Origin of the sequence: Thermococcus sp. JdF3, from assembly GCF_012027495.1 — an archaeon.
Classification (GTDB): Archaea; Methanobacteriota_B; Thermococci; order Thermococcales; family Thermococcaceae; genus Thermococcus.
Map to the genome: position 1 here is coordinate 57,933 of NZ_SNUK01000006.1, position 13,762 is coordinate 71,694.

Sequence of the window (13,762 nt, forward strand, 5' to 3'; positions counted from 1 at the left end):
TTTTATATTCCCTGCACATAGTTGGAAACGGTGAGAACATGGAAGCCGACCCGATAAACGTTCTCCTCTACGACATCCGCGAGATGAGGAAAAGGCTTGACGAGATGGAAAAAGCTCTCCTCATGCTCAAGGAGAGGCTCCTTGAGAAAGAAGAGGGCGAAAGCCCCGAAGAAATCGAGACCCTCGAAAAGGAAGCACTTGAGGGCGGAAAGGACTGGGAAGAGCTGAAGAGGGAGCTTGGTCTATGAGCTTTAGGGTAATCATCGGCAAAAAGGCCGAGAAGGGAATACGAAATCTCCCTCCCGCCCACCTAAAGCGTTTTGCTGAACTCGTTGAGACGCTGAAAATCAATCCGGTTCCAGTGGAAAGTTTTGATGTCAAAAAGATGTGCGGTTCTGAGAGAGCTTACCGGGTTAGACTTGGTAATTACAGGATTCTTTACACAGTCCGCTGGAATGAGGATACCGTTGTTATTTTGAAGGTTGAACCCCGCGAAAGGGCGTACCGCTGACAACCTGAGGTTAAAGCCAACTTTTTATACCTCCTCGCCCTTCTCCCTCCGGTGGTGCTCATGAAAATAGTGGTCGTCGGTTCTGGAACTGCCGGAAGCAACTTCGCCCTCTTCATGAGGAAGCTCGACAGGAAAGCTGAGATAACCGTCATCGGAAAGGAGGAAACGATGCAGTACTCCCCCTGCGCCCTGCCTCACGTTATCAGCGGCACGATAGAGAAGCCCGAGGACGTTATCGTCTTCCCCAACGAGTTCTACGAGAAGCAGAAGATTGAGCTCATGCTCGGAACGGAAGTCAAGTCCATAGACCGCGAGAGGAAAGTCGTAATTACCGATGAGGGCGAGGTTCCCTACGACAAGCTTGTCCTGGCGGTTGGCTCTAAGGCCTTTGTTCCACCCATCAAGGGCGTGGAGAACGAGGGAGTGTTCACCCTCAAGAGCCTCGACGACGTGAGGAGGATAAAGGCCTACATAGCCGAGAGGAAGCCGAAGAAGGCCGTCGTCATCGGCGCCGGTTTAATCGGCCTCGAGGGGGCCGAGGCCTTTGCGAAGCTCGGCATGGAGGTTCTAATTGTTGAGCTCATGGACAGGCTCATGCCGACCATGCTCGACAAAGACACCGCCAAGCTCGTCCAGGCCGAGATGGAGAAACACAACATAACTTTCCGCTTCAACGAGGGAGTTAGCGAGATAATCGGAAGCCCGGTCAGGGCGGTCAGGATAGGCGATGAGGAAGTCCCGGCCGATCTGGTTCTCGTCGCCACAGGTGTGAGGGCCAACACCGACCTGGCGAAGGCGGCCGGGCTTGAGGTGAACCGCGGAATAGTCGTCAACGAGCACCTCCAGACGAGCGACCCGGACATCTACGCGATAGGCGACTGCGCGGAGGTCATTGATGCCGTTACCGGGGGAAGGACGCTCAGCCAGCTCGGGACGAGCGCGGTGAGAATGGCGAAGGTTGCGGCGGAGCACATAGCTGGAAAGGACGTCGCCTTCAGGCCGACCTTCAACACCGCAATAACCGAGCTCTTCGGCCTCGAGATAGGCACCTTCGGAATAACCGAAGAGAGGGCGAAGAGAGAGGGCATTGCGATAGCCGTTGGCAAGTTCAAAGGCTCCACCAAGCCCGAGTACTACCCTGGCGGCAAGCCGATAACGGTTAAAGTAATCTTCAGGAAGTCCGACAGGAAGCTAATCGGCGCGCAGATAGTCGGCGGGGAAAGGGTTTGGGGCAGGATAATGACGCTCTCAGCTTTGGCACAGAAGGGCGCGACCGTTGAGGACGTCGTTTACCTTGAGACCGCCTACGCCCCGCCGGTAAGCCCGACCATCGACCCGATAAGCGTCGCCGCTGAGATGGCGCTCAGGAGGTTCCGCTGAGTGGAGCTTAGGGCTCTACTTTCCCTTCTTCGTCCCAAGTTCGCCCTTCCCTCCCTCGTTCCGGGCTTAGTGGCCTTTACCATCGCGCGCTACCACTACGGAGTTTTCTTCACGGCTGATTTTCTCATAGCGATGCTCGTGGTCTTTCTCGTCACGTCGGCGGGCCTCGTCATCAACGAGTACCACGACTACGAGCTGGATTTGCTGGCCAACAGAACCGAACTCCCCCTCGTGAGCGGAAAGGTGAGCCTGAGGGTCGCTAAACTCCTCGGCTACGGCCTCCTAATTCCGGCGCTTGCCCTTTCCGCGCTGATATCCATTAAGGCCTTTGCTATAACGCTCATCGCCTCTTTCCTCGCCATAGCGTACTCCGCCCCTCCGCTGCGCTTCAAGGCGAGGCCCCTCGTCGATTCGCTAACCAACGGTCTCACCTACGGCCCCGTCACGATGGGGCTTATCTTTGAGTCCCTCGGCCTTCCGGTGAGATGGGCGGTCGTTTACTCCCTCCCCTTCTTCGTTCTCCTCTCGGCCGGCCACATGATACTCGCGATACCGACCATAGAGGAGGACCTCGCCCTGGGGGCAAGAACCTCCGCCTCGTGGCTCGGGCGGGAGAGGGGAATAAAGGTCGGGATGCTTCTCTTTGTCCTATCCTCCCTCATGGTCGTCGTCTACTGCCTCCTCGGATACTACCCGCTTCCCTCTGTCCTTTCGCTCCCTTTTATGGCATATTCTGTCCTTCAACTATGGCACTGGCTCGACGGTGCTGAAAGGCAGGAAGTGTTCCGGAAGATGGAGGCGGCTTTTCTCATGGGGGCGCTGGTTTTCCTGCTTCCCTTCTTCCTCTGAGCAGTTGGATCATCAACAAAGTTTAAGTGCTCTCCCAACAACTTGGGTTTTAGGTGATTGATATGAAGGTGGACGAGAGGGATAAAATACTGCTCGGCCTCGGAACAGGGGTGCTTCTCGCGTCGAGCATGAGAATCTTCGTCGCCGGCGCTTACTCGAGCCTGGAAAAGACGTTCTTCTACGGGATGAACTTCCCCTCCGGACTGGGAATTCTCCTGCTCCTGCTTGCGGCGTTTCTCGTCGGGCGGCTTGGTAGGAAGATCGGAGCGGCCATAATGGCCGCCTACGCCATCGCGCTCCTCGCCACGGACGCAACTGAATACACGCACCTGATAGCGGCCTTTGCCCTTCCAGTGGCTCTGGCCCTCGTCAAGGAGCTTGAGGTCAAGTACCTGGCGATCGGCCTCGTTGCCGACCTGAGCCTCCGCGTTCTGGCCACCGGCGGGGAACCGGCTGATTTCCCCTACACGAGGGTAATCCTGGCCGTCCTTCTGTTCCTCGGCTCATACACTCTCTGGAAGGAACCGGGAACCCTCAAGAAGCCCGGCTTTGGGCTGTACGCCTTCGCCGCCCTTCTGGAGCTCGGCCTCATCTACCCCAACGCCGTGATGCGCTACTCCGGAATGACTGTCTATTACCTGCCCGAGTTCATCGGCTTCTCCCTGCTCGTGGCCCTGGCGATTCTTCTCGGCCCGTACCTTGCCAGAAAGCCCTCCCTCGCGATGGCCCTACTCGTCCTCGGTTCGGCCACGCTCTTCCTCAAGCCACTCTCGCTCATCGGCCTCCCCTTAGCTCTCGCGGCTTCAATGGCGCTGGTTGAGAACGCCAAGGGCAGCAGGGGAGGAGTCATAGGTGCGTTCTACCTCTTCCTCGTCTCAACGCTCGCCATAGGTGCCTACGTGGGCAGGGACATAGGGCTGGCCTTCATGGAGGACAGGCTTGAGATTTTGATTCTGGTCGCTTCAGTAATCTACGCCCTCAGCGCCTACGGGAAGGACCGCGAAGTTGGACTCCCAAACGCGAGGGAAATGGCCGGTCCGCTGGCCGGCCTCATCGTCGCCTCCCTGATAACCCTGGCACTCTTCAACCCGGGGCCAACCTACGGCGAAGCGAAAAAGGACGTCCTCATCTGGACCTATAACGTCCACCAGGGCTTCGGGCCCTACGACGGCACCTTCAACGGCTATGAACTGGTTAACCTTTTAGCCGAGCAGAGGCCGGACGTGTGGCTGGCCCAGGAGGTTGTTGGCGGAATGATAGCCAACGGCTACCAGGACGTGCCCCTCTTCATCTCCGCCCGCCTGGGCTACGCCTACGAGTACAAGCCCGCTGTTGAGGGAAGCTACGGGATAGCGGTCTTCTCCCACTGGCACATGAGAACAGAGGGTGAACTCAACCTTGAGAGCGTCGGCCAGGCGAGACCGGCACAGAAGGTCTTCATCGAGGAACTCGGCCTCACCCTAGTGAACGTCCACATGGGGCTGAGCGAGGAGGAGAGGGCGATGCAGGCCGAGGAGCTGCTCAAGTTCGCGGAGAGCAAACCGGTGGCCCAGGTAATAGGGGGCGACACCAACGCGGAGCCTGACGAGGAGGCAATAGCAATACTCACGCGCGACTACCGCGACGCCTTCCCCGAGAGGCCCCCGTACACCTTCCTCTGGGAGCGCAACGGGGTCAGGGACGAGGAGAACATAGACTACATTCTGCTCAAGAGGGACTGGCCGGCCCGGGTTAAGGACTACGGTTGCCTCTGCGACGTCGAGGTTTCCGACCACAGGCCGGTGTGGGCGGTCATCGAGCTTCCGTGAGGTTTTTTTATTTCCCCCTCCACTCCTCTCCATGCCGTCGAGGGTCAGGGTGAGCAGGCTGATGGCCTACATTCTGCGCCACTCCCCGGAGGAGTTCGGGCTGAAGCCTGACTCCAGGGGCTTCGTTCCCCTGGAGGAGCTCGTGAGTGCCCTGCGGAGCGTTTATCCCGATGTCACCGAGGAGTTCGTGAGGGAGATAGTCCGGCTCGACCCCAAGGGGCGCTACGAGATTAGGGATGGGAACATCCGCGCCCGCTACGGCCACAGCTTTCCGGTCTCTCTAAACCACGAGGAGGACACGGAATCGGAGGTTCTCTACCACGGAACGCCGAGGAGGAACCTCACGCGGATTCTGAAAGAAGGACTCAAACCGATGAAGCGGCAGTTCGTTCACCTAACGACGAGCAAAAGTGAGGCAATCGAAACGGGCAGGAGGCACGGGAGGGACGTGGTTCTTCTCGTCATAGACGCCGACTGTCTGAGGAAGAGGGGCCTGAGGATCTACAGAGCCGGAAAGAACGTCAGGATAGTCGAACGCGTTCCGCCCGAGTGCATCACCCTGGCAGTCTGAGGGCTAAAACGAAGGCCAGCCCGAGGGGAATCAGCGTGCTCACGAAGTTCAGGGTGAAGCTTATCCCCGATAGGTAGCCCCCGAGGAGAGGCCCGACGACCCAGCCCAGGCTCATCATCGCGTTCAGCAGGCCCATCCCCTGGCCGCGTTCGCTCACCCTCACCCGCTCGGCGACGTAAGTGGAGGCCGAATTCAGCGTCATTGACCACTTCACGCCCGAGAGGAAGGCAACGGGGAGCATTAGGTAGATGCTTTTCGCGAAGGCGTAACCGAGGAAAGCGATACCGTAGCCGGCTATGGAGAGGAGGTAGAACCTTTTGGCCCCGTACCTGTCGATGAGCCTCCCGATGTAGTAGCCGCTCAGGGCGGCCGCGAGGGAATCGATGCCGAAGAGCAGGCCGACCCACTCCTCGCCGAAGGTCTCGCCGAAGTAAACCGGGACTACGGAGTAAACCTGGCCGCTGGCTACCATCATCAGCAGGACGCTGAGGTAGAAGGTTCCGAGGTGGCCCCGCATCAGCCTTCTCAGGGCTTTCTTTCCGACGGTCGCCCTATCGCTCTCCCGCCCTTCCTGGGGGATCAGGAGAAGCCTCGGCGCCCTTTTCGGCCGTGGTCTCTCGCGCATAGCCAGGGCTATAACCGCGGAAACCGCCAGCAGAACGCCGGAAAGCACGAATATCCCCCTTATTCTGATTCTCTTTACAAGGAAGCCGCCGAGGAAGTTCCCAGCCATGTAGCCGGCGTTCTCAACGGTTGAGAAGAGGCCGTAGGCCGAGCCTATCCTCGTGGAAAGCTCCGCTATGAGGGCCGACTTGGCAGGCATCATTGCCGAGCCGAGCGCTCCTTGAGCCGTTCTCAGGGCGAGTAGAGCCAGGGGAGTCGATACCAGGGCCATCAGGGCGTAGAAGAAGCCCGTGGAGAAGAGGCCGAGGGCTATGAAGCCTTTCCTGTTTCTGGTGGAGTCGGAGAGATAGCCGAAGGGGTACTGGAAGGCCGTGGAGGTCAGGTTGAAGGCCACGCTGAGGAGGCCTACCATGAGCATCGTTCCGCCGATGAGGCGCATGTAGACGCTCAGATACGGGAAGGCCATTCCGAAGGAGACGTTGGCGAGGAACATGGAGACCGCTAGGAGGAGGACGTTCTTTCTCTTCACCTTTAGCCGCCTGAGCTTCCCTGCCTTCTCCCTGCGCCCCTGGAGGATAGCCCTTTCCCTCTTCATCGACCGGCCCTACGGAAAGCCTCTTATAAAACTTCCTCCGGGAACATGTATGTGGAAACGTGCCATTCGCATGGCTACGTAGGGGTTTCAGAACAAAAAGAGAGGGACGTCATCTCTCAGTGTTTGGATCAAGTGATTTGGGACAGAAGTTTCCAATACATGGGGGCAGAGAATCCTGGCCGTCATCTACAGTGGCAAAGTACATTGCTGCTTCCACGTTGTTGCTGTTAGTGAGTGTGAGGTTCCTTTTGAGTATTGAGGCGTAATAAGCCCGGTTGGGTGCCCCTTCCTCTATATCAATGCGATACGTTGCGACTGATTGAGACGTTGATGAGTAGCTGAAAGTTATTGATAATGTTCCGATTCCGGGAAGTTTGCTCCAGAGCCAATTTGCCGCGGAACCCCCTAGGGGAGTAGAATAGAAGTTGTATCCGGAGCTCCCCTGGAAATCAAACACGAGGTTTGGATACGAACCACGGAAATCCGTTTTGGCCACTTTTATTTCTGCCTTGATGTTACGTGTTGGAAAGTGAGAATTCGGGAGATAATCCGTTAGTAAGTGGTTCCTGTTCAGGTCGCTTTCCCCGACGTTATATTCTCCGCTCATCATAACTTCCAAGGGATAAACTCCGGCAATGGGGATGCTGGCGTATTCCTTCCTCCACTTGTCGTATACTGGAATGTTGTAAACAACGACCACGTACTTCAATGGGAGATTTAGGTATCTGTCCAAATAACCGTTCTCAGTTTCTATTACGTGTTCTGGCGCATAGCTGACCTTCAGCGTTGAGCCTGAGTATGAAGTTCCAAAATCTAGGACAGGTATTCCGTCTATGCTTAGACTCCACATTGAATTTGTACTTGTTGTTAATTGAATACCCCATGAAGCGCTGATGCTTCTTATTTCTTTATACCCTCCAGTTTTGACTTTCAATCCCATGAAGGGGATCCATTCTGTGAAGGTTTTTGAGTCAGCGTAGTATGAGTCTTTAAGGTACTCCCAGTTTTCGATTATGCAGTATCTGTCATTGAGTTCCTCATAGCCCCAAGGACAGGACGATGTGCCCAAAAGCGAGCGCAGTTTATATTTCAGTCTTGCCGTTATCGGGAGTCTCAGCCCCGGCTTGGTATGGGGTTCCGCAACTTCCTCGATTGGGAACATTCCCTTCAATTCGAGGGGTTTTCCGGGCTGAATGCTTTTTACTCCCACCTTTCCGTCCTTTGTGATGTATATTGCGAGCGGGGTGGGTACAGCGTGTAGGTTTTCAGTAGTCTCGGCTTCGCGCCACTTTTTGCTTTCCGTCCTCAGAGTCACGAGACCGCTGAGGTGTCCCTGCTTGAGGAGTTTTACCCCTCCCTCGGGGGAGGGTTGGAATATGAAGACCTTAGCGCCTCCCTGGAGGTAAGTTCTTTCGACACTCAGAAAGTCCGTTGCCGTCATGCCAAGGGTGGAGGTTAACAGTAGGGTCAGCAACAAGACTCCCACGATTTTGAGTTTCATAGCATCGCCCTGTAAAGTTTTCAATCAATTTTTCAAATCCATTTTTTATAAACTTTACTGCATAAAGTTGTTTAATTGCTTGCCAACATATGGATAATCGATGATGGACTACAGTGCCTCTACGTCACATTTCTCTTGAAAGCCTCGCCCTTCAGGGCGGAAAGTCAGGAAATCAGTGGTCAGAAGAAGTTCAGACCTTCCTCACGCGCACTCCATCGCTCGGGCTCACGAGGTGGTAGTCAGGCTCCCAGTTGAAGTGCCTGACGTACTCGTCGGTCACCCTCATGGCCACGTCCAGTGCCAGCTCCTCCGGAACTATGGCCACCGCCGAGCCGCCGAAGCCGGCGCCGGTCAGCTTGGCCCCGTAGGCACCGAATTCGACCGCCTTCCTTACAAAGAAGTCCAGCTCCTCGCTCGAGACGTCGTAGTTCCTCGCCAGGTCCCAGTGCGAGGCCGTCATCAGCTCCCCGAATCTCTGGAGGTCGCCGCTCTCTAGGGCGTCCCTGGCCTCAAGGACGCGCCGGTTCTCCCTGACGATGTACCCGAAGAATCGCCGGTAAAGGGAGGGGAGGTTCCTGAGCTCCTGCTCCTCGACCTCCTTGGAGGTTCTCTTTCCAAGGAGCCTGAGCGTCTCCTCGGCGACCTTTCTCCTCTCTGCGTAGGCGGAGGAGGACAGCTCCCGTTTAACCCCCGTGTAAAACACGAGAATCTGAACGTCGCCGGGGAACCTGATATACTCGTGCCTCAGCGTGTCCGTGTCGAGGAATATGACGTGCTCTTTCTTTCCGTGGACGACCGCGAACTGGTCGAGTATCCCGCAGGGGACTCCGACAAAGTCGTTCTCCGCCTTCTGGGCGAGAAGGGCCATCTCTATTGGGAGGAGGTCCAGCCCGTAGGCCCCGTTGAGGAAAGCTAAAACAGCAAGCTCAAGGCTCGCCGAGGAGCTTAAACCGGAACCGATCGGCAGATCGCCCCCAAGGATTCCCCTCATTCCGCCAACTTTGTACCCTTCCTCCCTCAGAACCCAGAAGATTCCCCTAACGTAGTCGGCCCAATCGTTGGCCTTTTTGATGTCCTCTAGGTCGAACTCCTTCACCTCCCGGAAAATCTGAGAGTAAACCCTGGCTTTTTCGTCCTTTTGGGCGTGGAGAACAGTGTAGAGGTTTATTGCCACGGGCATGACGTATCCGAGGGCGTAGTCGGTGTGGTCCCCTATCGGGTTCACCCTGCCGGGAGAATCAACGCGGTACATGAACTTCCCCTATGGAAAGTTGGGCTCGAAAATATTTAAGGGTGGCGAGAAAAGGAAAGCTCACCCCATCTGAAGGGCCTCTCCCCTAAGCTCCCCCCTCTCGAAGCGGTAGGGGTCGTACCACTCAACCGGGAGGGACGTTCTCCCCTTCGTCACAAGGTCCGCCACCATCTCAGCCACCGCTGGGGCCATCATGAAGCCGTGGCCGGAGAAACCGGCGGCAATGTAGTAGTCGCTCAGCTCCTCGATCTTTCCTATCGCCGGGTTGCTGTCAGGCGTTTTCGCGTAGTAACCCGCCCACGTCCTCAGTATGAGGAGCTCCCTAAGGGCGGGGATGATCTTGGTGAAGTAGTAGCTGACCTCGCGGAGGAACTCGTAGGTCGGGTTGAGGTCATAAGTTGGCCCCAGCTCGTAGCCGACTCCTCCGACTACGCCACCGTGGGCCGTCTGGGTCAGGTAGGCGTGGCCGTACTTGAAGGAGATGACCATCGGCCTTATGGAGCCCTTCTTTATGGGCTGTGTGATGACGGCCTGGTGCTTGTAGGGCTCTATCGGGATGTGGGTCTTTATCCCGGCCATCGCGTTGATGAGCTTCGCCCAGGCGTTGGTGGCGTTTATGACGGTGCCCGTCTTTATGGTTCCCCTGCTGGTCTTCAGGCCCTTTATCTCGCCGTTCTCGACGATGAAGTCCTTGACCTCGGTGTATTCAACCAGCCTGGCCCCGAACTCCTCCGCATGGAGGGCGAACTTGGCGGTCGCGTGGAAGGGGTCGGCCTTTCCGTCGGTCGGGTTCCAGGAAGCAGCTACCACCTCACTGATGTCCAGGAGAGGGACTATCTCCTTGGCTTCCTCCGGCGTTATGAGCCTCGTCGGGACGCCGAAGCGGTTCTGAATCGCTATGTTCCGCTTGAACTCCTCGACCTCGTCATCGTCGTAGAGCAGGAAGAGGTAGCCGGTCTGCTCGAAGGAGAAGCCGTACTCCTCGCTGTATTTCTTCCACAGCTCGACGGAGCGCTTCATAACCTGGACGTTCGCTTCATCGTTGAACTGCTGCCTTATGCCGGTTCCACAGCGGAAGGTAGAGCCCGAACCTATGAAGCGCTTCTCTATGACAGTGACCTCCTCCCCTCGCTTCGCCAGCTCATGGGCGAGCGTTACCCCGACTATCCCGCCACCGATGATGACGATATCGCTCCTCCCGGGGAGCTCTTTACTCGGCATACTCCTCCACCCCCTCGGCGGTGACCTTCATTCTAATGTTCTTAAGGGGCGGCCTCGCGACGGGTATGTCCAGCCGGTCCATCGGCGTTCCAGTCCTCTGCGAAACCACAACCGCGCCGTTAAAGAGGCAGAAGCGGCCCTGGCAGAAGCCCATCGCTAAATGCGTTAGGCGCTTGATTATCTGCAGGTCGGTTATGCCCGACTTCACGACGTCGTCCACCTTCCCGAGCGAGACGTCGCACCCGCATATCTGGACGTCCTCAAGGTTAAGGTTCCCGAAGTCTATTCTCTGAACCTGCACCGCCTCCGGTTCGTAATCCCCCAGCCTCTCCGCGTAGATGCACGGCTCCGCCTCAAAGCCGAATTCCCTGAGGATGTACGCCCCGACGAGCCTGCCCTCAATGTAGTTCGCGTAGTGGGGCTTTATGCTGGCGGCGCTCCCGGCCACGTAGATGCCGTCGCGGATTCTGTTCTTGGAATCGAGGACGGGGGTGTAGTAGCCGTGCCTGAAGACCAGCTTCCCGCCTGCCTGGGTCGGCGGGTTGATGTCGGGCCTCCTTCCCTCGGCCATTATGACGGCATCGACCTCGTAGGAATTCCCGTTCGTGTCTATGAGCCTCTCGACCTTTTCCCTGCCCTCAACGCGCTTGGGGTTTGGAACTGTGATGTACTTGATGCCCCAGCGGTCAAGCTCCGCGGTTATCTCCTCCGGCTTGCTACCCACGACCGCGACCTTCCTTCCAGGCGCAACTCCCCAGACGTTGAGAACCTCCAGGGCGTCGCTCCTCCTGAAAACTCCGGGATAGTCGTTGTTCTCGAAGAGGTGAATGTTGTCGACCGCCCCAACTGCCAGAACGACGCGCTTGGCCATTATCTCGATGAGCTGGTTCTGTCCAGTGACTATCGGCACGAGGAAGTACTCGCCCTTGTCGAAGACCCCGAGGGCTATCGTGCCCTTGAAAACCCGGACGTTCTCGTTGAATTTCCCGACAAGCTCATTAACGACCTCCTGGGGCTTCTTCTCTCCAAAACCCTCCTGCGGAAGGCCCTTAAGCCAGAGGTCGCCGCCGAGCCAGCCCTTCTCCTCTATTATGGCGACGGTGAGGTGTTCCTGGACCTCTAGGACAGTCCCTATTCCCGCCGGGCCGCCGCCGATGACGGCCACATCTACGACCAGTCTTCCAACCGGCTTGCCCTCGTCGATTTCCACGGTTTCCTGAAAGTCCCCATAGCCCTGCCTCTCCAGCCTCATGCCGTCACGAACCTTGGTCTTGCGGGCGTTGATGTTTTTGGTTCTGTCCACCACCATCGGCACCGGGCCGAAGGTGAAGGCTCCCCTTTTCCGTCCCTCCGTGCTGGTGGTGAGCCAGTACACCCCGTTAGCGAGGAGTGCGACGGTAATCTTTTCTCCCTCGTAGGCCTCGTAGGGTTTTCCTTCAAAGTGGATGGTGATCCTCTTAGAAGGGTCCTTCTCGGTCAGGTCGAGCGGTCTCATGCTCCCACCTCGAAGATTTTACAACAGGCGCCCTTATTTATACACCAATGCTTATAAATGTTAGGTTGGCCAAAAATGGTTCAAAACCTTTGGTTTAACTTCATGCTGCGAACCGGTGGAAAAGAATGGTGGGAAGAAAAGGGAAATCATACGATTCCCCTGGTGAGGACGAACTCGGCGACGTTCTCAACCTGGCTCTTGGCCCTGGTCTCGGTGACGCTCTTCTTACCGGTTCCCTCGATAGAAACCTTCCTGAATATCTCCTCGTGGAGCCTGACGACGTCCTCAGGCGGCTTTGTGAGCAGGCTGACGGTTATAATGACTATCAACGTCACGAAGAAGTTGATGAAGAACACCGGTATGCCGTTGAACCAGCCGCCGATGGTGCCGAAGAAGCCAGGAGCGTCCGGGTTGAACGCCCAGCCGTATATCTTGGCCTCGAAGATGACCTCGCTGATGAGACCGTAGGCCATTCCGACTATCGCTCCCTCCTTGGTCGTCCTCTTCCACCAGAGGCTCAGGACAAGGATCGGGCCAAAGCCGACCGCGAGACCGCCCCATGCGGTGGCGACCATCTGGTAGATGACCTTCGGACCACTGAGGGCGAACCAGAGACCAACGAGAGCAACTCCAGCGACGACGAGCCTCGATATGTTGACCATCTGCTTCTTGCCGAGCTCCCTGCCGAGAACCTTGTGGTAGAAGTCCCTGGCTATGGCCGAGGACGCGACGAGGAGCTGGGAGTCCGCGGTGCTCATGACCGCTGAGATTATGCCCGCAATGACGAAACCTGCCAGCCAGCTCGGCATGAGTTCAACCGCCATGGCGGGGATGACCTTCTCGGGGTCGCTGACCTGGAGCATTCCGGCGTGGTACATCGCGAAGCCCAGGAATCCTGCAAAGAACGCGCCCCAGAGGACGAGTATGGTCCATGTGCCGCTGATGAAGATACCCGGTCTCCTGAGCTTCCTCGGGTCCTCAACGCTCATGTAGCGGGTGACGATGTGGGGCTGACCGAGGTAGCCGACTATCCAGGAGGCGTAGCCTATTGCGAAAACTATTGCCGCTATTCCGGTGGCGCCGCCGAATGGGTGCAGCAGATTGGGATCCGCGCTGGCTATTATCGCCGTGGCCTTATCGAAGCCGCCTATCTCCGAGAGCGCAAGGAACGGCACTATAATGAGCGTCAGCAGCATGAACATTGCCTGAACGACGTCGGTCCAGACGACGGCAAAGAATCCACCGGTGATAACGTATGCCGTCAGGATGATGACGGTTATGATGATTCCGGTGTTGTCGCTTATGCCGAAGCCCTCAGCGAAGGTCTTTCCACCCGCGGTGAACTGGGCGGCAACATAGGCGGTCATGAAGATGACGATTATCAGCGCGCTCAGGATTCTTATCAGTCTGGTGTCGTCCTTTAAGCGAGCCTCAAGGTAATCGGGGACAGTTATTGCTCTGAATTTACCGGCGTATATCCTCAACCTGGGCCCGATAAGGACGTAATCGGCGAGGGTACCGAAGAGACAGCCGATTCCGGCCCAGAAAGCACCGAGGCCGCTGGAGAACGCTGCACCCGGATAACCGAGCATCAACCAGCCCGAGAAGTCGCTCGCCTTGTCCGATAGGGTTGCGGCGAGGACGTGCACCTTCCTCCCGCCAACGAAGTACTGGTCTTCCGTCTTGGTGTAGCGGTTGGCCCACCAGCCTATGTAGGCCAGGAGGGCTAGGTACACCAGGAACCCAAGGAGAATTCCGCTGTTCATGCCTTACCCTCCTCCTTGAGCTGTTCCATAAGGTCCTCGTCGTAGGCCAGAATCTCGTCGTCCACGTAGTACTCCTTGCCGGTTATTCTGTCCCAGTAGCCGTAGAGCAGCATGGTCAAAATTCCCAGGAAAGTGGGCACCAGCAAAGTTGCCCAAGCCGAACCACTCAAGCCCATCTTACTTCACCTC

General features: G+C 57.1%; 13 protein-coding genes. 6 read left to right on the plus strand and 7 right to left on the minus strand.

The window, feature by feature from the left end; all coding sequences use genetic code 11:
- The first annotated feature begins 38 nt into the window (after nucleotides 1–38).
- From E3E42_RS09975 to E3E42_RS10000, 6 genes are all read left to right on the plus strand, one after another.
- A complete protein-coding gene (locus E3E42_RS09975; RefSeq protein ID WP_167904439.1) occupies nucleotides 39–248 on the plus strand; it encodes a hypothetical protein in 210 nt (69 codons plus the stop codon).
- Nucleotides 245–511 carry a type II toxin-antitoxin system RelE/ParE family toxin gene (locus E3E42_RS09980; protein ID WP_167904440.1) on the plus strand — a complete coding sequence of 89 codons (267 nt, stop codon included), beginning with the start codon at nucleotides 245–247 and terminating at the stop codon, nucleotides 509–511. Before E3E42_RS09975 ends, E3E42_RS09980 begins: the two co-directional genes overlap by 4 nt.
- Nucleotides 512–571: 60 nt before the next feature.
- A complete protein-coding gene (locus E3E42_RS09985) occupies nucleotides 572–1,891 on the plus strand; it encodes an NAD(P)/FAD-dependent oxidoreductase (RefSeq protein WP_167904566.1) in 1,320 nt (439 codons plus the stop codon).
- Nucleotides 1,892–2,740: a prenyltransferase gene (locus E3E42_RS09990; RefSeq protein ID WP_167904441.1), complete on the plus strand. Its 849-nt coding sequence runs from the start codon at nucleotides 1,892–1,894 to the stop codon at nucleotides 2,738–2,740.
- 62 nt (nucleotides 2,741–2,802) lie between these two features.
- Nucleotides 2,803–4,548 carry an endonuclease/exonuclease/phosphatase family protein gene (locus E3E42_RS09995; protein ID WP_167904567.1) on the plus strand — a complete coding sequence of 582 codons (1,746 nt, stop codon included), beginning with the start codon at nucleotides 2,803–2,805 and terminating at the stop codon, nucleotides 4,546–4,548.
- A 31-nt stretch (nucleotides 4,549–4,579) separates the two neighbouring features.
- The gene (locus E3E42_RS10000) at nucleotides 4,580–5,119 is read left to right on the plus strand and encodes an RNA 2'-phosphotransferase (protein WP_167904442.1); all 540 of its coding nucleotides are present in this window, start codon (nucleotides 4,580–4,582) and stop codon (nucleotides 5,117–5,119) included.
- Here the strand turns inward: E3E42_RS10000 and E3E42_RS10005 are convergent.
- From E3E42_RS10005 to E3E42_RS10035, 7 genes are all read right to left on the minus strand, one after another.
- Nucleotides 5,103–6,338: an MFS transporter gene (locus tag E3E42_RS10005; protein WP_167904443.1), complete on the minus strand. Its 1,236-nt coding sequence runs from the start codon at nucleotides 6,336–6,338 to the stop codon at nucleotides 5,103–5,105. The two genes, E3E42_RS10000 and E3E42_RS10005, sit on opposite strands and share 17 nt — an antisense overlap.
- 109 nt (nucleotides 6,339–6,447) lie before the next feature.
- Entirely contained in the window at nucleotides 6,448–7,863 is a 1,416-nt protein-coding gene (locus tag E3E42_RS10010) for a hypothetical protein (RefSeq protein ID WP_240913691.1), read from the minus strand.
- Between the two features lie 166 nt (nucleotides 7,864–8,029).
- Entirely contained in the window at nucleotides 8,030–9,091 is a 1,062-nt protein-coding gene (locus tag E3E42_RS10015) for a galactokinase (RefSeq protein ID WP_167904444.1), read from the minus strand.
- Between the two features lie 60 nt (nucleotides 9,092–9,151).
- The gene (locus E3E42_RS10020; protein ID WP_167904445.1) at nucleotides 9,152–10,312 is read right to left on the minus strand and encodes an FAD-binding oxidoreductase; all 1,161 of its coding nucleotides are present in this window, start codon (nucleotides 10,310–10,312) and stop codon (nucleotides 9,152–9,154) included.
- Nucleotides 10,302–11,807 carry an FAD-dependent oxidoreductase gene (locus E3E42_RS10025; protein ID WP_167904446.1) on the minus strand — a complete coding sequence of 502 codons (1,506 nt, stop codon included), beginning with the start codon at nucleotides 11,805–11,807 and terminating at the stop codon, nucleotides 10,302–10,304. The genes E3E42_RS10020 and E3E42_RS10025 overlap by 11 nt, the downstream gene beginning before the upstream one ends.
- 146 nt (nucleotides 11,808–11,953) lie before the next feature.
- On the minus strand, nucleotides 11,954–13,573 hold the full coding sequence (locus tag E3E42_RS10030) for a sodium/proline symporter (protein WP_167904447.1): 1,620 nt from the start codon (nucleotides 13,571–13,573) through the stop codon (nucleotides 11,954–11,956).
- Nucleotides 13,570–13,749 carry a hypothetical protein gene (locus E3E42_RS10035; RefSeq protein WP_167904448.1) on the minus strand — a complete coding sequence of 60 codons (180 nt, stop codon included), beginning with the start codon at nucleotides 13,747–13,749 and terminating at the stop codon, nucleotides 13,570–13,572. Before E3E42_RS10035 ends, E3E42_RS10030 begins: the two co-directional genes overlap by 4 nt.
- Between the last annotated feature and the right edge of the window lie 13 nt (nucleotides 13,750–13,762).

What these genes read in the sequence shown, in the direction of transcription:
- E3E42_RS09975 (WP_167904439.1), top strand. Translation starts at nt 39, where the DNA reads ATGGAAGCCGACCCGATAAACGTTCTCCTCTACGACATCCGCGAGATG.
- E3E42_RS09980 (WP_167904440.1), top strand. Translation starts at nt 245, where the DNA reads ATGAGCTTTAGGGTAATCATCGGCAAAAAGGCCGAGAAGGGAATACGA.
- E3E42_RS09985 (WP_167904566.1), top strand. Translation starts at nt 572, where the DNA reads ATGAAAATAGTGGTCGTCGGTTCTGGAACTGCCGGAAGCAACTTCGCC.
- E3E42_RS09995 (WP_167904567.1), top strand. Translation starts at nt 2,803, where the DNA reads ATGAAGGTGGACGAGAGGGATAAAATACTGCTCGGCCTCGGAACAGGG.
- E3E42_RS10000 (WP_167904442.1), top strand. Translation starts at nt 4,580, where the DNA reads ATGCCGTCGAGGGTCAGGGTGAGCAGGCTGATGGCCTACATTCTGCGC.
- E3E42_RS10005 (WP_167904443.1), bottom strand. Translation starts at nt 6,338, where the DNA reads ATGAAGAGGGAAAGGGCTATCCTCCAGGGGCGCAGGGAGAAGGCAGGG.
- E3E42_RS10015 (WP_167904444.1), bottom strand. Translation starts at nt 9,091, where the DNA reads ATGTACCGCGTTGATTCTCCCGGCAGGGTGAACCCGATAGGGGACCAC.
- E3E42_RS10020 (WP_167904445.1), bottom strand. Translation starts at nt 10,312, where the DNA reads ATGCCGAGTAAAGAGCTCCCCGGGAGGAGCGATATCGTCATCATCGGT.
- E3E42_RS10025 (WP_167904446.1), bottom strand. Translation starts at nt 11,807, where the DNA reads ATGAGACCGCTCGACCTGACCGAGAAGGACCCTTCTAAGAGGATCACC.
- E3E42_RS10030 (WP_167904447.1), bottom strand. Translation starts at nt 13,573, where the DNA reads ATGAACAGCGGAATTCTCCTTGGGTTCCTGGTGTACCTAGCCCTCCTG.
- E3E42_RS10035 (WP_167904448.1), bottom strand. Translation starts at nt 13,749, where the DNA reads ATGGGCTTGAGTGGTTCGGCTTGGGCAACTTTGCTGGTGCCCACTTTC.